Here is an 18478-nt window from a genome sequence, read left to right on the forward strand (position 1 = left end):
TTGCCAGCCTTTTGGTTGGGCGGTTATGATCGGTCAAATCTAATGAGAACTTAGGAATCGTCGCCGGTCGCTGCGGCGTCCTCCGCTTCCCACTGATCATCGAATTCGCCGGCCAGCCTGCGCCGCTCGACGTCGGCGATGAAGGCGGCCTGCTTGTCGGTGGGCTCCGCGACGCTCAGTGCATACTCGTACGCGACGGTCCGGGCGCCGGGCAGCTTCAGCAGCCGCAGCACTAGCCCGACCAAGTGCGGGATATCCTCTTTCCCGGAGGTCCAGTCCCGGGCGCGCTGCAACGGCACGCCGTAGACGAAGGCGAAGCGCTGAACGGACCACCCGAGGCCCGCAATCCGGTCGCGGACCTGGAGCGCGTTGAGGCGGCGATAATTCCAGCGGCGCGACATCTGCAAAGGCATACGGGAGCTTTCCGGGCGACGCCACGTGAACAGAGATCGAACCGGCCGGGCTGCCCACCGGATGCAGATGCGACCCTCTCCCGAACGAGAGAGGGTCGGGGCACATCAGCGCTGAGCCAGATCGCGCGGGCTTAGCCTCTTCTCCAGATCCGCCATTTCGCCATTCAATTCCGCGGATTGGCGTTGGCGCTCTATCTCACGCACACGGAGGCTATCGCGGTACGCGGCCGCCTCCAGCCGCTCACTATCTGCAACAAATCGGTAGCGCAGATCCCGGACCCAGTTTCGCAGCCACATTTGTCGGCCTATATGAGCTGAAGAACTGCATCATAATGCACATCGAAGATTTCGGCGAGGAGGGCTGCGGCGCCAACGCTGAGTTCTGCCCGGCGTTGTGCCTTGTCGATCGCCTCGATGATGGCCGCGGCCGGATCGCGGTCGCTCGCATCAATCGCGGCCTCGACATAGGGGACCCACGATGCGGCCTCGCAGGTCTCAGCGTGCGTGTAGGGGGCGACTGACCCGCCGAAAGTCGAAATGCCCATGGTGCCTCGCAGAGCGCCGCACGATCGCGGCATGGGAGAAAGATCTCGGCTCAGAAAAAAATCGCCACGGATCCGCAGACGCCTGCAGTCATCAGGACGAAGGCCAGCAGTTCAGCGGCCGGAACGAGGGCGCGGCGCAGAGCTCGGGCGCACGCAGACACTGCGTTGTGGATCATGATCAGGTGCCTTCCGAAGCGAGCCACAATCGGCTCTGCGGTGACGCTGTAGTTATGCGGCCCGACGCCTAAACAGACCAATAACAGAGGCCCGGCATCGCGGCTGGATACCTGCAAATCAATGGGCGGAGCGGAGGAAAGCTTCCTTCCGGGCGATGCGCTCACGGCGAGCACGACGGAAAACGCGCTGACGGGTCTGGGTGATCGACATGGGACATCTCGAGCTGCGCGGCACAATCGCCGCTGGGTCCGCACTGTTGCGGCTGGTGCGCCAGGTCAGGCCCGGCGCACGGGTCGCATCAGGGTCGGGGTGCCGTGAGGGCGTAGACGCTGGCCAGGAACAGGAAGGCCAGAGCGCCGAGGAGCGGGGCTGAGCAGCACATCAGGCGGAGAGAGCCGGGGCGGCCTCAGGGCCAGCACCGTTCAGGCTGGCGTCCAGCGCCGCCTCGAGGTCGGCAATCGCCTGATCAGGAGTAAGGCCGCTATCCAGCGAGCGGGCAGCGTTCTCAGCCAGGAGGTCAGAGAGCTGCAGGGCAGAGCGGATCTCGTTGCTCGTCATCGTCAGGGCACTCAGGAGCGATCCACAATCGGATCTGGGAGCGAACATAATCAGCCCCGAAGCCGTGTCAACGCATTTCCGAACGAAATCGCAAGCAATGGCGAGAACAGATGCAGTGATGCCGACGCGCCCGTGAGGTGACCAAGGTCAGAAGGGGTGGCCGGGCGCGATTAAGGAAAGTGCCAGCGGGGACGCGGACCGCACAGGGGGTCAAAAAGCGAGAACCAAAACCTCAAAAATCCGGCACGGACAATCGCAATACTTGGCGCTCGGGTGGCGATCGGCGACCCAGCGAAAGGGCCTGATAAAGCTGGGGCTGGCCGGAGACCGGATATGGGGCAAGAAAATCCACTCCGAGCCCGATTTGGCGGCTTTACTTGCGCGAGAGGCCGGAGCAGGTTGTGCGGACCGCGATAGTGCGGTGCATTGGAGAACGACGATGACGAAGAATGAGCTCGTGGCGCATCTCGCCGAGAAGTCGACCCTGAAGAAGAGCCAGGTCGGCGCGGTGGTCGAGGCGCTGAGCGATCTGATCCACGTCGAGCTGCGGAGCGGGCGGGATGTAATCATCCCCGATGTTGGCCGGCTGAGCGTGAAGGCGGTGGCCGAGCGTCGCGGCAAGAGCCCCGCGACTGGTCAGCCCTACGTGAAGCCCGCGCACAAGGCGGCAAAATTCAAGCCCGCGAAGGCGCTCGCCGACGTCGTGGCCTGATGGCCGGCGCTCACACCACCTATGCCTCGCAATTCGCGCTGGGGCAGAAGGTGTGCATCGGCGAGGATGATCAGACCGTCGCCACGGTGACCGGCATTCTCTGGAAAGCCGAAGTCCCGCAGGTCGAGGTCTCATGGATGAACAACGGCGCGCTGCAATGCGTCTGGGTTTCTCCGACCATCCTGAAGCCAGCCAATCGCTGATCGACGTCCCGGCCGCGGTGGCTAACGCTGCTGCGGCCGCTATCAAACAAGGTTGTGGACCAAGCCTGCAAAGGCGTTCACGGTGATCCCCCGCCGCTCTGAGCTCTGGCTTTATGGCTGCCCACAAAAGGGATCACTCGTGCCTGTTTCGCCTCTCTTGCTCCTCTCAAATCCAAATAGAAACGGGCCTGTCGGCGCTGACGAGGTCGAGGTGCGCGGCGCTCAGCTCGGAGGCGCATGCCGCATTACAGGGAGCGCAGAAGCACGCCTTCAACATCTATCTAGTAAGGATCTTGCACTTATCCGACACGCGATTTGGAAGAGCAATCAGCGAGGAGGCGTTCCCCGAGTCGATAGCGGCTATATAGACCGCGCAGTGGAATCCTCGGGGCCTACGTTTGAGCAAGCAGCGAATGATATGCTCTCTGCCATTCGCCGACGCAGCACAAGATTGGGCGAGCCTGTTGTAATATATGACACCAGCAAACCGGACAGAGTAGAACAGGAATTATGCACAATTGGGTGCATCGAGACCCGGCAGAACAACGAAAACATGAACCAGGGCAGCGCAAAACAACAAGTACAGTTTTATATTGATTACATGCATGAGCAGGGACTTATCAAGAAGACGCTTGGAGAGGGCGGCAACTCGGCTGTCAAGATCACGCCAGCTGGCGTCATTCATCTGGAGAGATTGCAGACAAAAATCGCGCAATCGCAGCAAGCCTTTGTTGCGATGTGGTTTGGGGCGGAGATGGGCGAAATCTGGCAGGATGGATTTGAGCCAGGCATTCGTGCGGCTGGTTATGCACCCATGCGCATCGATCAGCACACTCATCAGAACCGCATTGATGATGAGATTATTGCACAGATACGTCGATCTAAATTTGTGGTGTCGGATTTCACCACCGGTCATGTTAACACCGCCAATGGTGGCACAGAACTCGTACCTCGCGGTGGCGTCTATTTCGAAGCAGGTTTCGCTTTAGGCCTTGGCATCCCAGTAATCTGGACTATACGTGCCAACCAGATCAATGGCCTGCACTTCGACACAAGACAGTACCCTCATATTCTTTGGACTGACGCTGTTGATCTAAGGGCACAGCTGCAAGCGCGCATCGTCGCATTGATTGGTCAGGGCCCCCTGCCTACCCCTTAATCAGCCAGCATTCCGCTCCATGATGAAGTCGCGGAGCGCCATTGCGATGATCCGCTCCGGTGGCGCTTCGGCGTCCCGGGCAATCTTCCGCAGCCGCGTGTGCAGGTCCTTCTCCAATTCCACCACGTAGGTGCGCTTCTTCCTGGTGCTGAGGAGCTTCGCCTTGTCCGCCGGCGGGTGCGCCGACATCGCGTCGAGCGCCACGGTGTGCTTCACGACCCGCTCGACTTTCCGATCGACGATGGCGAGCGCAGGAGCATCTCCGGGAATCGTCAAACAAAGGCGGCCGCGCCCCGACCTGATCACGTAGCCGGCCTCGATCAGCCCCTCCACCGCTCGGTGCGCGGCTGATCTGGCCTTCACGCCCATGTGGTCGGCGATCTCCTGCAACGTGGGTGATTCCTCCTGCGCCTCGACCCGCCGCCTGATGAAAGTCAGAGCGCGGCATTGCCCGTTGGTCAGCCCTCGCATTCGTCTCCTCCGATTGATGCCATCTATCAATGCGGCATGACCGATTGACGCAATCAATGATGGTTTAGCGAGTCCGAGGAATCCCTTGGCCCGAAATGCTAAACCAACACATTGATATGACTCGCAAATTTCCGGTTGCCATACCGCACGGTTGGGGGCATGTGTTTCGCCACATCCCGAATTGCGTCCGCGGGCAGCGATGCCGAAGGTTCTCCCGGGCCGACGGCCGCCGCGGGCGCTGGTAGTCCAGAAGCCCCGCACTTCGCCTCGCGAACGCGGCTACAGCAGTCGGTGGGACCGAGCTTCGGAGCAGCATCGTCGGAAGCACCCTTTCTGCATCTGGTGCGACCAGGAAGGGCGCCTCGAATTCGCGAAGGTGGTCGATCACAAGATTCCGATCGCCGACGGTGGGGCGATGTTCGATCCGGCGAACTGGTGGGGCCTCTGCATCCGGCATCACGGCCTGAAGGGCTCGATGGAGATCCACGCGCGCCAGATCGGGCAGCTCGATCAGTTGCCGCTGTGGTGCGACGACCCGAGCGCCCGACCAGCAAGGTTTAATTCAGGCTCGCCGATCCGTTGATGAAGGCGAGCAACGCCGCGTTGATTTCCGCCATGCGGTCGGGAGAGGGGCGGCGGTACATCGGCGAGTGACGATCCTCGGCGCCGACGCTGCCCATGAGGGGGATCGCGATCGGCTCGTCGATCAGGAGCGTCCCACCGCCGGGCTTCGCGAGGCGCTCGCAGGGCGCGGCGGAGAAAGTCGATCCGGGAAAGGCCGCTTCGAGGCGTTCGACGAGATCTGACCGCCGATTATCGTCGTCGAGGATGGTCGACGGCAGCAGGAGCATGAACTGCGTCGTCTCGGGGCAGCCGGCAAATGGGTCGCGGCGGGCGTCGGGCATGCTGGATCTCCAGCGGCAGATGTTCTTTTTTCGTTCTAGTGCTGAGACGAGTCAATTCAGGGCTGCGGCTCTGTGGATAAGGATTTCAGCCATGGCGATCCTGATGTCGGCCGAGAACCCGGGTGGCGCGAAGCTCGAGGAGCACCTGCGCGACATGATCGGGGAGATCGAGGCGAAATGCGCCAAGATCGCCGACGATCCGCGGAACGTGGCCAAGGACGTCCACCGCAACAACAGGGACATCATCGCCCGGTTGCGTGAGTGCGTGACGCTCCAGGAGCACAGCCAGCGGATCCTGACCGAGGCCATGGGCGCGGATCGCGGCCCCACCGGCGTCCCGCGGATCGGCAAGGGCTCGCCCGGCCATCCCGACGTGGCCAGCCGAGAGAACGACGACGGCTCCTGATGTCATGTCCAAGGCCAGTCTCGCACAGGTAGGGCAGGGCGATGCGAAGGTGGTCGCGCACCCGGGCTTTCGGGAGCTGCCGCCCTGTCGCGCCGCGCTGAAGACCGAGAAGGCGAAGCGCACCTACGACGAGCTCGCTCGGCTAATCTGGAATGCCGGCCGGCTCTCGATCGACATGCACATGACGCTGTCGACCTACGCGGGGCTGCTCGACCAGATCGAGCGGATCGAGACCGAGGGCCTGACGCCCCGGGCATCGTGGTTCACGGGGCTGCTCGCGGCACAGAAACGGCTGGCTCTCGATGACCTCGACAAGCCGATCTCCGCGCCGAAGGAAGCGCCCGTCAACCGGTACGCGCGCTTCGGTTTCTCGGGAGGTCGCTGACCATCGCTTTGCCCAGGTCGACCTGAAGGGCGATCTGATCCCTGACTACGTCGGCATGGCCGAATGGTACGCCCAGGCCGTCGTACAGGGCGCGGTGGTGGCCTGCCGCTGGGAACGGCTCGGCTGCCACCGCTTCCTCCACATGCTGCAGGAGGCCAAGAAGCCCCGCAGCGAGTTCATCTTCGACGCGGACCGGGCGAACGACGCCTGCGCCTTCATTGAGACGCTGCCGCACATCAAGGGGTTCGCCGGGACGATCATCCTGGAGCCGGTGCAGTGCTGGTGGCTGGCGGCGATCTTCGGATTCCGCGAGCGTGACACCGGTCGGCGCTGGGTTCGAGAGGTGGCTTTCTGGGTTCCGCGGAAGAACGCCAAGACGGCGCTCTCGGTCGGGATCGTCCTGTACTGCCTGAACTACGAGGGTGAGCCGGGCGCCGAGGGCTGCGTCGCGGCGGGCTCTGAGAAGCAGGCCGATATCCCGTACCTCGCCATCCGGCAGACGCTGGAGAAGGAGCAGGAGCTTCGGTCCTGGCTGATGGCCAAGGACACGACGGAGACGATCAAGTTCCGGCGCACCGGCGCCGAGCTGAAGCTCCTCGCGGGCCGCGCGCCGAACCTCGACGGCCTCAACCCGCACGTCGTGCTTGCCGAGGAGGTCCACGCGCAGAACCAGGACGTCATCGGCGTGCTGAAGAGCGCGCAGGGCGCCCGGCAGCAGCCGCTGTGGCTGGGCATCTCGACGGCGGGGCGCAACGCCTCGGGCCCGGCATACGATGGCTGGAAGTCGGACCAGCAGGTGCTGGAGGGCAAGCTGCGCGCGGATCGTGTCTTCGTCGCGATGTACGCGGCCGACCCGGGCGACGAGGACAATCGCTTCGACCCGGGCGTGGTCGAGAAGCTGAACCCGCTCTACGGGATCTCGCTGAACCCGACCTCCCTGGAGACCGAGGAGCGCGAGGCCCGGAAGAGCGAGGCGAAGCTCCAGGAGTACAAGCGCACTCGGCTCAATATCTGGAGCCGAGCCGCCGGCAACCTCTTCTCGGTCGAGCAATGGGACGCCTGCGGGGACCGCAAGCTTACGCTGGACGCCCTGAAGGGCTTCCCGATGTTCGTGGGTGTGGACCTCGCGAGCCACTCGGATCTGAACGCGGCCTGCTTCCTGATCTGCGTGGAGGACGTCCTCTATGCGGTGTTCCGGTACTGGCTTCCGGAGCGATCGCCGCGGTTCCAGGATGATCGGTACGCGGACCAATTCCAGGCGTGGGCCGATGCCGGCTACCTGACCCTGACGAAGGGCAGCCACGTCCACCACCCGACGATCCGGAACGACGTGCTCGGCATGATCCGCGGGCACAACGTGGCCGGCTTCGCCTTCGACCAGCACCAGGCCGATTACCTCATGGGTGAGGTCGAGGCCGAGGGCTACACCGCCTACATCGTCCCGAAGGTCGCCCGGCACATCACCTACGCGACCGACGACATCATGACCCGCCACGCGGAGCCGAGCCGCTTCCAGCACGACGGGAATCCGATCTCATCGTGGATGGCCGGCAACGTGGTCGGTCACCGGGACGCCAACGACAACGTGCTGCCCAAGAAGGAGCAGCGCGGCTCGAAGCAGTCGATCGACGGCATGGACGCCCTGATCTCCGCGGACGCCGCCCGCCTCCAGGCGGATGCCGGCAACATCGCGGCCGGGATCAAGGTCGAGAAGCCCTCAATCTACATGAACCGCGGCCTGATCGGATTCTCCTGATGGCGATGACCGAAGCCGAGATGTGGGCGGGCCTCGCCAAGTCGGATGAGGCGGGGCAGCTCGTCTACTCCGGCCCGGCGCAGGACCCGCGCGAGGCCATCACCCGCGAGATGTACGATCGCGGCTGGGACGATCTCGGCTTTCTCGGCGTCGGCCGGGGCTACTACCAGGGCAGCGCCATCGGTCTCGCGCTGCTGATCCAGTGCGCGGACGTGAAGGCCCGGGACATCTCCAAGGCCGAGATGCTCCAGTGGCGCCGCAACGGCCGCGGCTGGCAGATGATCGAGCCGCGCAAGGGCGAGCTCGCCTACCACCTGATGACGAAGCCGAACGGCACGGCGATGACGTGGCCGGAGTTCTGGCGGATGGTCGTGCTCCACTTGGAGGTGGCGCAGAACGCCTACGTGTACACGCCGCGCGACCGCGAGGACACGATCGAGGAGTACATCCCGATCATGCCTGGCCGGGCCCGCATGCGCGTCAGCGACAGGGGCAACATCTTCTACGAGATCGTGGCCGCGACCGAATACGAGCGGGCCGCCCTCGGCGACACCTACCTGATCGTGCCCGAGCACGAGATGATCCACCTGCGCGGGCGGCTCCTCGACGGTGTCAACGGCCTGTCTAACCTCGCGCTGGGCGGCCCGAACCTCGACCTGCTGTCCGCGATCGGCCGCTATCAGACCAAGCTGTTCGGCAACGACGGCAAGCAGCCGCTGGTGTTCGAGACGAAGGAGGGCTTCGCCACCACCGAGCAGGGTGAGGCCGCCTTCCGCCGGCTGAAGGATCAACTCCGCGAGGCGGCCCGCCGGGCGACCAGCAGCGGCGAGGCGATCCTTCTGGAGGCCGGGCTCACAGCGAAGCCGGTCGCGATCAACTCGGTCGACGCCCAGAGCAAGGACAGCTTCACGCAGGCTGTCATGCGGATCTGTGGCCTCATGGATGTGCCGCCGCACCGGATCTACGCGCTGGAGGCCGTGGCCTACAACAACATGTCGGCGATGAACCGGCAGTACGTGAATGACTGCCTCATGCCGCTGGCGGTCAACATCGAGACGAAGTTCCGGAATCACTCGCTGCCGGAAGAGCAGTGGCCGATCTACAGCCTCCAGTTCGACCGCTCGGCCCTGATGTCGAACGATCCGGACACTCTGGAGAAGCTGGTCAAGGCCGGCATGAGCTCCGGCCTCATGACCTTCGACGAAGGCCGCGAGGTCATGCCGTTCCGGCTGAACCCGCTGAAGAAGGGCGGCGACCAGCGCACGGTGCCGGTCAACATGAGCCTGATCGACGCCAACGGCGAGGTCGTCCATGCGGCGACCGGTCAGAACCCGACACAGCCAGGCGCCGGTGAAGGCGAGAGCCCGGACAACAACGCTGGCAAGGCGGGCCCGCGGCTCGTCCACACCGCAGGAGCAGCCTGATGGCCTCGAAGCGCGTCTCGATCGACGAATATCTCGGCTCGCGTGGCTACGGCGGCGTGGAGCGCAAGCACTTCGCCCGCGACGACGGGCTGGTGCTCAAGGCGCTCCCGGCCGCCATGGTCGAGAAGGCCAAGTTCGACAAGGACGCGGGCACCATCCGCTTCGTCATGTCGGCCGAGATCGAGGACCGGGACCGGGACATCGTGGTTCAGGCCGGCCTCGACACCGCGCAGTTCGAGAAGAACCCGGTTGCCCCGTGGGGGCATCAGGCGCGCGACATGCCGGTCGGCCAGTGGTCGGACATCCAGAAGACGCTCACCGGGCGCCCGAAGCGCACCGAGGGCACGCTGAACCTGACGAAGGGCGAGCCGCAGGCCGACCGGCTGGCGCTCCACCTCGAGGCCGGGTCGATCCGGGCCTGCTCGATCGGCTTTATGCCGAAGACCATTGAGCGCCGCGAGGTGCCCGAGGATCAGCGGGATTCCTACTTCTACCCGGGCTACATGATCCACGAGGCCGAGCTGTACGAGTGCTCCCCGTGCTCGATCCCGGCCAACCCTGCCGCGCTGGCCAAGGCCGCAGCCGAGGGCGACACGCTGTCCCGCGAGATGATCGAGCAGGTGCTCGACTGCTGGGACCTGAAAGACGGCCTGATCGTGCCCCGCAAGGCGTTCGAGGACGCGCACCGTGACTCTCGGCCGGCCAAAAGCACCGTGGTGTTCGGCGGCAAGACGTTCGAGGTGAAGGCGGGCGAGGGCGGCGCACCGGTCCTGGCGCCGATCGAGCCCAGCGAGGCCGAGCGCTTCGCCGAGGCGATCGAGAAGGAGCCCGGCGTCGTGGATCGGGTCCTGCTGGCCCTCGGCCTGAAGAGCAAGACGGGCGAGGCTGACCCGAAGCCGGCCGAGGACGGCAAGAAGCCCGCTCCCGAGCCGACCCCGGAGCAGAAGCTCCGCGATCAGTTTGCCAAGGACATCCCCGCGCTCGAAGCGCGGCACGCACTGCTCGAGGCGTCGGCCCGCGAGGCCGCCCTCGACGAGGAGATGGCGCTCCACAGCGCCGCCTGACCGGCCGCACCTCCAACCGGAGCCCTTCGGGGCGCATCACCAATAGGCCGGCGCTGGTGCGGTGCGCGGTCTTTCGAGTCGTGGGAGAATGACATGGACCTGAAGACCCTGCGCCAGCGCCTGAAGGACGGCCGCGCGCGCCTCGTGGACCTGAAGGCCAAGGCCTTCGCCGAGAACGCCTCCACCGAGGACCGGACCGCCTACACCGACGGCCTGAAGTCCTGCGAGGACACCCTGGAGCAGATCAAGCTGGCCGAGCGCGAGCAGGCGATCGAGGCGGCGGCATCCAAGGGCGCCAACGATCCGGCCGGCGGCGAGGGCGCTGAGGGTGGCGAGCGCCGTCCCTATGCGTCCCCCGCCAAGACGGTGAAGGATTACCAGAAGGCGCTCCTGCCGGTCGCCGCCCAGGCCAAGGCCGCCATCCTGAACAAGCAGTCGCAGGAGAGCGGCTCCGGCGAGCGCATCAGCCCGGTCGACCTGCTGAAGCAGGAAGGCTACGGCGAGGTGCTCAAGGAGCTCGACGCCAAGGCGCGCGAGCAGCGCTTCAAGGCCGGCCTCGCCTCGGGCGTCAGCGGAGGCGTGCTGCTGCCGCAGCCGGTGGCCGACGAGATCATCCCGATCCTCTATCCGGCCGCCACCTTCCTCCAGGGCAACCCGCGCCGCGTGCAGCTCATCGGCGGCACGTACCGGCAGGCCCGCGGCGTCGGCTCGGCGACCGCGGCCTACGTCGGCGAGGGCGCGAAGAAGCCCGTCGGCGCGCCGACCTTCGACGACATCGACATGCGGAGCCACAAGCTCGCCGGCATCGTCTACATGACGAACGAGGCGGCCAAGTGGACCATCGGCCGGCTTGAGGACTACGTCCGGACCGACCTGCAGCGCGTCATGGGTCTGAAGATGGACTCGGCGATGTACTTCGGCACCGGCGCCGGGGCCACGCCGACCGGCATCTACAACCAGGACGGGATCACCGTCATCGACGGCTCGGCCGCGGGTCTGTTCGCCAACAGCCGGGCCCCGACCTACGCCGAGCTCGACCGGATCGCCTCGCGCATGATGCTGGCCCTCACCGGCGCCAACATCGTCCGGTCGGACACCTGGCGGTGGACGATGGGCTACCGCTTCCAGCAGTACCTCGCCGACATGCGCGACGGGAACGGCAACCAGATCTACCCGGGCGTCGACGATCCGGTGAACCCGCGCTGGAAGGGCATCCGCATCCTGGTCTCGAACCAGTTCGCGGAGAACGGCGGCGCCAACACCGACGAGGGCGATCTGGGCCTCGTCGACTTCGGGCACGTGCTCTTCGCCGAGGAGGAGGGCATGACCATGAAGACCTCCACCGAGGCGACCATCGACGACGGCGGCACGCTCGTCCTGCTCTGGCAGCAGAACATGAGCGCGATCCTCTGCGAGATGCAGCACGACGTGACCCTCGACCAGCCCAAGGCCGCGGTCCGGCTGACCCACGTCCGCGCGGGTTCGCCCTCCACCGTCGCCTGATCGGCGTCCGCATAGCCGCGCGCTGGCTCCGGCTGGCGCGCGGCACGCAGCGGCGACGTCATCGCCGAGCTCAGCATCACAGGGACGACGGACATGGCGAAGAACGTGGCCACGGTCGAGGATTTCGAGAAGCTCAAGAACGCCGACACCGGGCTGGTGCCGATGTCGTTCCTGGTGCCGACCATCACCGAGCGGAAGGGCGACATCCGCGGCGCCGAACCCGGCACGGCGCTCCGCTGGTACAACGACGGGCTGGCCGAGCCGCTCAAGAAGCTGAGCGCGCAGCCGGCGCAGCAGCAGACGGTCCAGGTGGACCCGGACGCCGAGCGCAAGGCCGCCATCGAGATTCCGGCTTCCTGGGACGACGACCACCACCTCCAGCGCATCGCGCTCGCCAAGAAGATCGCCGGCAGCGACGCCAGCCTGAACGCGGAGCAGGCCGACAAGATCATCTCGGACGAACTCGCCCGGCGCGCGGCGGCCGGCACCGGTCCGAACGCCCTGACCACGCAGCAGACCGTCACCCGCTGATGGCCGGCGATCAGAAGGACGGCGCGGACGCCCCGCGCCAGCCGCGCTCCTCGGACGCGGAGGTCGAGCGCTACCGCGCCGATCGCCAGCGTCCGAAGAAGCTCGCGCGTCCGCTCTCGGACAAGATGGCCGTGCCCGGCGCTCGCCGCGGCTACGAGACGAAGTGAGGCGACGACGTGGACGTGCGTCGCATCTCCGATCCGCTGACGCCTGAGGCGAAGCTCGAGGTCGTCACGCTGGAGAAGGCGAAGGCGCACCTGCGCGTGCGGCACGCGAGTGAGGACGAGCTGATCTCGGACCTCATCGTCACCGGCTTCGACTTCTTGCACGGCCCGGACGGCTGGCTGAACGGCTACTGCCTCCTCGCCGAGACCTTTGAGGCGTTCCTCCCCGGCATCCAAGTGACGGCCGAGGTGCCGTTGCGGCCGGTTGAGGACGTTGACTCTGTCAGCGTGGCGCGGCTCGCCGGCGGCTCCTACGAGGTCGAGCCGACCGGCGCCTTTGTGGTCGCGACCGAGAACAACTTCGCTGTCATCGCCCGGCTGGCGGCCGCGGCGCCGGATCTCGCGGCAGCCCCCGTCAATCCGCTGGCCTATCGCGTCACCTTCACAGCGGGCCATGCGAGCGCGGCCGATGTGCCGATGCCGCTGAAGCAGTCGATCCTTCTGCTGGTCGGGCAGTGGTACGCGAACCGCGAGGCCACCGGGACCGTCTCGCGCGAGATCGAGTACGGGCTCAAGGCCCTGGCCGGCCGCTTCCGGGTCAGCCCCAACCACTCCTGACCATTCGGCGATCGCCGGCTGATGCAGAGGTGCGAGATGAGGACGTGGAAAGCCGTCACCATTGCGCTGCTGGTGCCGCTGCTGATGGCCCAGGAGATCCCCTACAAGGGACCGCCGGGCGGCTACACGGTCGACAACCCGCTGCCGGCGATGACCATGCCGTTCCGCCGGCTGCACTCGGCGCCGATACGGCTGAAGGACATCGGCCCGACCCCCAAGAGCTTTCCGATCAACCGCCCGGTCGGAGCCACCACCTACCGCATCGTGAACCCCTGCGACGTGGACATCCGGCTGCTCGGCACGATGAGCGCGGGCGACGCCGTCACCGAGGACACTGGGGTGCTCTACCTCGCGCGGACCGAGGCCACGATGGGCACGAGCCGGCCCAACTTCATTTCGGCGATGACCGTGGGCGCGCCCGGCGCGACCTGCACGCCCGAGATGCACTACGGCGTGAGCGGCGGCTGATGCGTGCGCTGCTCTCAATCGCGCTGTGTCTCGCGCTCGGCATCGCCAGTACCGCCGATGCTCGGCCGATCGGCTACAGCTTCAAGGGCGTCCAGGGCCCCGTAGGTCCCGCCGGTCCGCCCGGTCCGAAGGGAGACCCCGGTGACGCAGGACAGCCCGGCGCGCCCGGCCCCGCTGGCGATGTGGGCGCAGCAGGCGCTCGAGGCGCAGACGGTGGCCCTGGACCTGTCGGCCCGGCTGGGCCTCCTGGCCGTGACGGCGTCGATGGTGTGGCTGGACCTGCTGGTGCCCCCGGCCCGCGCGGAGACGCCGGTCCAGCGGGCCCGGCGGGAAGCCCCGGCGCGAACGGCGCGGCTGGTCCGAAGGGGGATCCCGGAGCCACTGGCCCGGCAGGGCCTGCGGGTGCTGTAGGAGCCAAGGGCGATGCTGGTCCGAAGGGTGACGCCGGCGCAGCGGGCGCAGATGGCGCGCGAGGCCCTCAGGGCGATCGCGGGCTTCAAGGCCCGGCTGGCCCTGCTGGAGATGCAGGCGCGGATGGAGCGACCGGCCCTATGGGTCCGGCTGGCGCTCAAGGGAGCCAGGGCGTTCCTGGACAGGTGGGAGCGACAGGAGCGGCGGGTGCTGCGGGAGCAGTAGGCCCGAAGGGAGACACGGGTGCCACAGGAGCAACCGGCGCGACCGGCGCCAAGGGTCCGCAAGGCGATGTCGGCCCTGCTGGTGCAACTGGCCCGGCTGGACCCGCCGGCCCCGCAGGCGCACAGGGCAGCACTGGACCTGCAGGCCCTGCTGGATCCGCCGGCGCAACCGGAGCGGCCGGCCCGAAAGGCGACACGGGCGCCACGGGTCAAACCGGCGCCACGGGCCCGAAAGGCGACGCCGGACCGCAAGGCCCCCAAGGGCTGACCGGTCCGGCCGGCCCGAAGGCCTCGGTCTTCGTCTGCAACGCCACAATCGGCGAGACGATGCTGATCTCGGTCTCATCCGGGATCCGCTCGAAGACCGGCATCGCCTGCTCGGGCGTGCTCACTACCGACGTCCTCGAGGTCTACCCGACCACCTCGGCCGGCCTGCCTGAGGGCTACGCCGTCCATCACGCGCTGCCGACGGCGGCGAACACCTTCCGGGCGGTGTTGAGCGTCCCGGCGCTCGGGATCGGCGCCTCCTATTCCATCCCGGTCGCAGTCTACGCGGTGAACCGCTGATGCCCGCTGCTGCCGGCCCCATGAACCAGCAGGTGCAGTTCTTGCGCCGCGTCGCTGGAGAGTATCAGGCCTACGGCGACTGGCAGTGGGCCGCGTACAGCTTCGAGCGCCCGACGACGATCAGCTACGGCGGCCTTCAGCTCTGGGGCAAGAGCGGCCGGCTGACGGTCCGCAACAGCGAGCTCGCGATCACGCTGAAGACCAGCGACCGCGTGCGGATGGGCGACGCGGTGCTCCAGATCATCACCGTGAAGACGCCTGCCCGGACCGAGGACGATCTCGATATCGAGGTGCAGAGCGCGCTGACGGCGGACCTCTACGAGGATCTGATGGACGGCCGCGGCGAGATGATCACGCTGCGGCGCCTCGGCCAGGGCGCACCGATTGACGCGCAGGTCCGGGCCATCGTCACTGGCTTCCAGCCCGACGAACTCGCCAGCGGCGTGATCCAGGGCAACCGCCGGGTGTTCCTGTTCGCGCCGGACGTCGCGGCTGCAGCTTTCCCGGTGCCGATCAAGAACGGTTCGACGGACCGACTCGTCATTCGTGGGCGCACCCTCACCGTCGAAGCGGTGGACGACAGCACTCACCGGGTTGGGGGCGAGTTACTGGCCTACGACATCCAGGCGAGCGGCGCCTGATGGCGACGGCTCGCACCTCGACCAAGATCGACCCGATTGAGAGGGACATCGCGCTAATCCTGAGAGAGGATCTGTCCGACGAGGCGCAGGCGCAGCAGCTTCGGGCTACAGCGCAGCAGGCACTGGCGGAGGCCGAGGCGACCAACAAGGCCGCCCTCGGCTACGTCCCGACGCATGACACCTTCGTGGACGGCGCCCAGCGCACCGACCTGTCCGGGGTGAAGGCGAACAGCATCGTCGCCTTCGAATTCCACCTGCTGCTCGACGTGATCCAGTACGTGGACGAGCAACTCATCATCCATTCGCCGGTGGGTAGCCGGGCGAAGGCGGCGGGCACTCGCTACAACGAGAGCCACGTGTGGTTCGCGGACGGTGTCGAGTTCACCGATCCGTACAACCCGCCGCCGGCCGAGCAGTACGCCGTCGTCAACGCTACTCCATATGCGAGGAAGATCGAGCGCGGCCTCAGCCCGCAGGCGCCGGATGGTGTCTATGAGGGCGTCGCGGTCCTGGCGAAGCGGCGCTACGGCAACGTCGCCTATGTCGGCTTCGGCTACCGCTCCCTGCCGGCCGGCGCTGTTGGGGCGTGGGCGCAGACGGCTTCGGCCGCAGCGCTCGCACGGCGCGTCCGCGGCGGACGGCCAGACCGGCATTCCGACTGGCTGACCCGTCAGCCGGCCATCATCATCGACCCGGGCAGGTAGCCATGATCAAGTCTGTGAAGGTCGCCTCGCAAGGCGGCATGGGATTTGGCACCCGTGTGGTGGATGCCGAGAGCGGCGCCGAGGTCCATGGTGTCGAGAGGATCGCCATTCCTGAATTCGGGGCGGATGATTTGATCCGCGTCGAGTTGCGGCTCGCCCTGATGGAATTTGAGGTGGAGGGCCGGCCGCACTTTCAGATGATCGACCCCGGGTCGGGCGTCATTATGGACGTCGCGAGTATCACCTTCGCCGACGGCACCGAGTTCAAGGCCGCCTGATCCATGCCGCAAAAGGCCGTCGTCGATGCCGTTGAGCATCGGCTCGATACCCTGTGGGGCTCGCCGGAGATGATCCTGGCGCGCGCCGCGGTGAACCTGCCGGGCTGCCCGGTCTTCGGGATCAACCTCCAGGGTGACGTGCCCGAGGACGGCAGCGTGTTCGCCGAAGTGCAATACCCGATCGCAAACGTCACGCAGATGGATCTGGCCGCCCGGCACTACCGGGAGGAGGGCACGATCCGCCTGATCGTGAACGCGCAGCGCGGACTCGGCGTGCAGGATGGGCTTCGGCTCACGGACATGCTGGCTGCAATCTTCCGCAGCAAGAAGTTCGACGGCGTGCAGACCTGGGTGCCGTCAACGCCGATCATCGACGATCGCAACGATCAGGGTAACTATTTCCCGGTGTCGTTCAGCGTGCCTTACCACTTCTATTTCACCGACGACGCGGGCTTCTACGCCTGAGCCGGTGCTGTGATCCTCGCTGCGGGCGAGGTTCTTCGAGGCCCGCAGTGGCCTGATCTCTGGAGAGAGTTATGGCAGGCGATATCACCACCGCAACTGGTTCGAAAATCTTCATCGGGCCTGCTGTTCTGCCGACCGTGGACACACAGACCGAATATGAAGCAATTCCCGACGGTAGCTGGGTCGAGGTCGGAATGGTCGAGAGCCTCGGCGAGTTCGGTGATCAGTCGAGCACCGTCAACTTCGCCTCGCTCAACGACGGCCGTCAGCGCAAGGCGAAGGGCATCCGCGACGCGGGCGATCTCGCCCTCACCGTGGCTCGTGTCGCTACCGATGCTGGCCAGAAGGCTCTGATCGCGGCAGAGGCGACCAATAACAAGTTCGCGTTCAAGGTGGTCTACCCGGATCGCCTGACCCCAACCGGCACCGACGGCATCGACTACTTCCGCGCCCTGGTGATGTCGAAGCGCGGTAACGTCGGCAGCTCGGACAATGTAATTCGCCGCGCCTTCACGCTCGGAATCGACTCCGCGATCGTGGAGGTCGACCCGACCTGATCGCCCTCACCATCCTCGCGCGTCGGGCTGACCACCCGGCCGCGGGAGCTTCCCCGACGAGCATAGGTGACGCATGAAACTTTCAAGCCTCAAGATCAATTCGACTCGCGCCGAGCAGGGGGCTTGGGTCAAGGACATACCGGGCATGGGCGATCTCCGCCTTCGGGTCCGCGGCTTCAGCAACTCCGACTATGCCGCGTTCATGGCGCGCGAGGTGGCTGCCGTGCCGCGCGATCAGCGTGAGGGCGGCCGGCGCGACGGCGCGCTCAAGCAGAAGGCTCGCGACACCCTCCTGCTCCGCGGCATGGTCGAGCACATCCTGGTGGACTGGGATGGGCTGACCGACGACAACGACAAGCCGCTCCCGTTCTCGAAGGAGCAGGCGATGGATCTCCTGCTGGATCCGGACCTCCGGCCGTTTCGTGAGGCTGTCGCCTTCGCCGCCGGCGAGGTCGAGGAGGCCGAGTCGGACCGGGTCGAGGCCGTGGTGGGAAACTCCTCGCCTGCCTCCGGTGGCAAACCGAGTGGGCGCCGCAAGCAAAGCACATCCGCCGGTTAGAGGCTGAAGGGCACCCGCTGCCAGAGGAATACTTGGAACGCCCGCTCCTGATCTCCGGCGCCGAGTTCCTCTGGCACGCCTTCTGGGAGCTTACCACAGACCGGCAGTTGGGCTTTGGCGCCGAGGGCCGGATCCCAGCGACATCCATCAGAACCTTCGCTCGCGACCACGGCATCGTGGACCCAGACGATTACGCCTGGTTCCTCGCCGTGATGCGCGAGATGGATGCGGAGTACCTCGGCCAGCGGGTCCCGCGTGGCCCGAATGAGATCGTGAACCAGACCCCCATGACGGACGTGAAGGGCCTCCGCGGCCTCTTCCGGAAGCACGCCAAGAAGCCCGCCTCTACGACCGAGGCTTGATCGCGCTGCGCTTCTCGCCTGTCCCGGTGTTGACGCAGGTCGACTCCGTGGACGGCGAGGCCAGCCGGCTTTGCCCCACGTCGAAGGTCAGCCCGCCGTATGCCCGCTGGGCCGCGAAACAGGCATCCACGGTGTCGAACTCAGCCGACCCGCTCGTGACCGTGCCGTTCCCGGCCAACGTGACCCACAGCAGGACCCACTTCATGCGTTTCTCCCTCGCGGCCTGACGCGGATTCGCACGGATCCCT

Annotated in this window: 30 protein-coding genes; 24 read left to right on the forward strand and 6 right to left on the reverse strand. The window is 66.3% G+C overall.

All coding sequences use genetic code 11. From position 1 onward, the window contains the following. Positions 1-50: 50 nt before the first annotated feature. The 3 genes from ME121_RS17995 to ME121_RS33770 form a co-directional block, all read right to left on the reverse strand. Entirely contained in the window at positions 51-413 is a 363-nt protein-coding gene (locus ME121_RS17995; protein WP_089231528.1) for a hypothetical protein, read from the reverse strand. Between the two features lie 305 nt (positions 414-718). Next, on the reverse strand, positions 719-958 hold the full coding sequence (locus ME121_RS18000; protein WP_059409361.1) for a hypothetical protein: 240 nt from the start codon (positions 956-958) through the stop codon (positions 719-721). 558 nt (positions 959-1516) lie between these two features. Then, positions 1517-1693 (reverse strand): hypothetical protein, encoded by a 177-nt coding sequence (locus ME121_RS33770; protein ID WP_179240017.1) that lies wholly within the window; start codon positions 1691-1693, stop codon positions 1517-1519. 439 nt (positions 1694-2132) lie between these two features. Here ME121_RS33770 and ME121_RS18005 point away from each other — a divergent pair, with 439 nt between their 5' ends. The 3 genes from ME121_RS18005 (at position 2133) to ME121_RS33775 (ending at position 3767) form a co-directional block, all read left to right on the forward strand. Then, positions 2133-2405: an HU family DNA-binding protein gene (locus ME121_RS18005; protein WP_059409362.1), complete on the forward strand. Its 273-nt coding sequence runs from the start codon at positions 2133-2135 to the stop codon at positions 2403-2405. Then, positions 2405-2608, forward strand: coding sequence for a hypothetical protein (locus tag ME121_RS18010; protein WP_059409363.1), 204 nt, complete (start codon positions 2405-2407; stop codon positions 2606-2608). The genes ME121_RS18005 and ME121_RS18010 overlap by 1 nt, the downstream gene beginning before the upstream one ends. A 553-nt stretch (positions 2609-3161) precedes the next feature. Continuing rightward, a complete protein-coding gene (locus ME121_RS33775; RefSeq protein ID WP_143739290.1) occupies positions 3162-3767 on the forward strand; it encodes a hypothetical protein in 606 nt (201 codons plus the stop codon). On the opposite strand, the gene ME121_RS18015 is transcribed toward ME121_RS33775, so the two are convergent. After that, a complete protein-coding gene (locus ME121_RS18015; protein ID WP_059409365.1) occupies positions 3768-4238 on the reverse strand; it encodes a LexA family protein in 471 nt (156 codons plus the stop codon). Between the two features lie 376 nt (positions 4239-4614). Here ME121_RS18015 and ME121_RS33780 point away from each other — a divergent pair, with 376 nt between their 5' ends. Further along, positions 4615-4821, forward strand: coding sequence for an HNH endonuclease signature motif containing protein (locus tag ME121_RS33780; RefSeq protein ID WP_143739289.1), 207 nt, complete (start codon positions 4615-4617; stop codon positions 4819-4821). On the opposite strand, the gene ME121_RS18020 is transcribed toward ME121_RS33780, so the two are convergent. Then, entirely contained in the window at positions 4796-5143 is a 348-nt protein-coding gene (locus ME121_RS18020; protein ID WP_059409366.1) for a hypothetical protein, read from the reverse strand. The genes ME121_RS33780 and ME121_RS18020 overlap by 26 nt on opposite strands. 91 nt (positions 5144-5234) lie before the next feature. On the opposite strand from ME121_RS18020, the gene ME121_RS18025 reads away from it, so the two are divergent. The 20 genes from ME121_RS18025 (at position 5235) to ME121_RS18115 (ending at position 18230) form a co-directional block, all read left to right on the forward strand. Continuing rightward, entirely contained in the window at positions 5235-5549 is a 315-nt protein-coding gene (locus ME121_RS18025) for a hypothetical protein (protein ID WP_059409367.1), read from the forward strand. A 4-nt stretch (positions 5550-5553) separates the two neighbouring features. Beyond that, a complete protein-coding gene (locus tag ME121_RS18030; protein WP_059409368.1) occupies positions 5554-5934 on the forward strand; it encodes a hypothetical protein in 381 nt (126 codons plus the stop codon). A gap of 55 nt (positions 5935-5989) precedes the next feature. Then, positions 5990-7690 carry a terminase large subunit gene (locus ME121_RS18035; RefSeq protein WP_059409371.1) on the forward strand — a complete coding sequence of 567 codons (1701 nt, stop codon included), beginning with the start codon at positions 5990-5992 and terminating at the stop codon, positions 7688-7690. Next, positions 7690-9114 carry a phage portal protein gene (locus ME121_RS18040; protein ID WP_059409373.1) on the forward strand — a complete coding sequence of 475 codons (1425 nt, stop codon included), beginning with the start codon at positions 7690-7692 and terminating at the stop codon, positions 9112-9114. Before ME121_RS18035 ends, ME121_RS18040 begins: the two co-directional genes overlap by 1 nt. After that, the gene (locus tag ME121_RS18045; protein WP_059409374.1) at positions 9114-10178 is read left to right on the forward strand and encodes an HK97 family phage prohead protease; all 1065 of its coding nucleotides are present in this window, start codon (positions 9114-9116) and stop codon (positions 10176-10178) included. Before ME121_RS18040 ends, ME121_RS18045 begins: the two co-directional genes overlap by 1 nt. A gap of 93 nt (positions 10179-10271) precedes the next feature. Further along, positions 10272-11681, forward strand: a complete 1410-nt coding sequence (locus tag ME121_RS18050; RefSeq protein WP_059409375.1) for a phage major capsid protein — start codon at positions 10272-10274, stop codon at positions 11679-11681. A gap of 93 nt (positions 11682-11774) precedes the next feature. Further along, positions 11775-12212, forward strand: coding sequence for a hypothetical protein (locus tag ME121_RS18055; protein WP_059409376.1), 438 nt, complete (start codon positions 11775-11777; stop codon positions 12210-12212). Continuing rightward, entirely contained in the window at positions 12212-12379 is a 168-nt protein-coding gene (locus ME121_RS33785; protein ID WP_179240016.1) for a hypothetical protein, read from the forward strand. Before ME121_RS18055 ends, ME121_RS33785 begins: the two co-directional genes overlap by 1 nt. Before the next feature lie 15 nt (positions 12380-12394). Further along, the gene (locus ME121_RS18060) at positions 12395-12994 is read left to right on the forward strand and encodes a head-tail connector protein (protein ID WP_179240015.1); all 600 of its coding nucleotides are present in this window, start codon (positions 12395-12397) and stop codon (positions 12992-12994) included. A 36-nt stretch (positions 12995-13030) separates the two neighbouring features. Beyond that, entirely contained in the window at positions 13031-13462 is a 432-nt protein-coding gene (locus ME121_RS18065; protein ID WP_089231524.1) for a hypothetical protein, read from the forward strand. Positions 13463-13603: 141 nt separating this feature from the next. Further along, the gene (locus ME121_RS18070; RefSeq protein ID WP_059409379.1) at positions 13604-13873 is read left to right on the forward strand and encodes a hypothetical protein; all 270 of its coding nucleotides are present in this window, start codon (positions 13604-13606) and stop codon (positions 13871-13873) included. A 12-nt stretch (positions 13874-13885) separates the two neighbouring features. Beyond that, on the forward strand, positions 13886-14098 hold the full coding sequence (locus ME121_RS18075) for a hypothetical protein (RefSeq protein ID WP_059409380.1): 213 nt from the start codon (positions 13886-13888) through the stop codon (positions 14096-14098). A gap of 326 nt (positions 14099-14424) precedes the next feature. After that, the gene (locus ME121_RS18080) at positions 14425-14664 is read left to right on the forward strand and encodes a hypothetical protein (RefSeq protein WP_059409381.1); all 240 of its coding nucleotides are present in this window, start codon (positions 14425-14427) and stop codon (positions 14662-14664) included. After that, the gene (locus ME121_RS18085; RefSeq protein ID WP_245337844.1) at positions 14664-15305 is read left to right on the forward strand and encodes a hypothetical protein; all 642 of its coding nucleotides are present in this window, start codon (positions 14664-14666) and stop codon (positions 15303-15305) included. The genes ME121_RS18080 and ME121_RS18085 overlap by 1 nt, the downstream gene beginning before the upstream one ends. Then, positions 15305-16009 carry a hypothetical protein gene (locus ME121_RS18090; protein WP_059409383.1) on the forward strand — a complete coding sequence of 235 codons (705 nt, stop codon included), beginning with the start codon at positions 15305-15307 and terminating at the stop codon, positions 16007-16009. The genes ME121_RS18085 and ME121_RS18090 overlap by 1 nt, the downstream gene beginning before the upstream one ends. Positions 16010-16011: 2 nt before the next feature. Beyond that, complete coding sequence (locus tag ME121_RS18095; RefSeq protein ID WP_059409384.1) at positions 16012-16287, forward strand: hypothetical protein; 276 nt, start codon at positions 16012-16014, stop codon at positions 16285-16287. Positions 16288-16290: 3 nt separating this feature from the next. After that, entirely contained in the window at positions 16291-16752 is a 462-nt protein-coding gene (locus ME121_RS18100; protein ID WP_089231522.1) for a phage tail terminator-like protein, read from the forward strand. 71 nt (positions 16753-16823) lie between these two features. Next, positions 16824-17309: a phage tail tube protein gene (locus ME121_RS18105; RefSeq protein ID WP_089231520.1), complete on the forward strand. Its 486-nt coding sequence runs from the start codon at positions 16824-16826 to the stop codon at positions 17307-17309. Positions 17310-17382: 73 nt separating this feature from the next. Beyond that, positions 17383-17868: a phage-derived protein YdaY family protein gene (locus tag ME121_RS18110; RefSeq protein ID WP_143739288.1), complete on the forward strand. Its 486-nt coding sequence runs from the start codon at positions 17383-17385 to the stop codon at positions 17866-17868. Then, complete coding sequence (locus ME121_RS18115; RefSeq protein WP_432442973.1) at positions 17856-18230, forward strand: phage tail assembly chaperone; 375 nt, start codon at positions 17856-17858, stop codon at positions 18228-18230. The genes ME121_RS18110 and ME121_RS18115 overlap by 13 nt, the downstream gene beginning before the upstream one ends. Here the strand turns inward: ME121_RS18115 and ME121_RS18120 are convergent. After that, positions 18214-18435: a hypothetical protein gene (locus ME121_RS18120; RefSeq protein WP_059409388.1), complete on the reverse strand. Its 222-nt coding sequence runs from the start codon at positions 18433-18435 to the stop codon at positions 18214-18216. The genes ME121_RS18115 and ME121_RS18120 overlap by 17 nt on opposite strands. Between the last annotated feature and the right edge of the window lie 43 nt (positions 18436-18478).

The sequence above is a fragment of the Methylobacterium sp. ME121 genome (genome assembly GCF_000974725.1).
GTDB classification, from domain to species: Bacteria; Pseudomonadota; Alphaproteobacteria; order Rhizobiales; family Beijerinckiaceae; genus Methylobacterium; species Methylobacterium radiotolerans.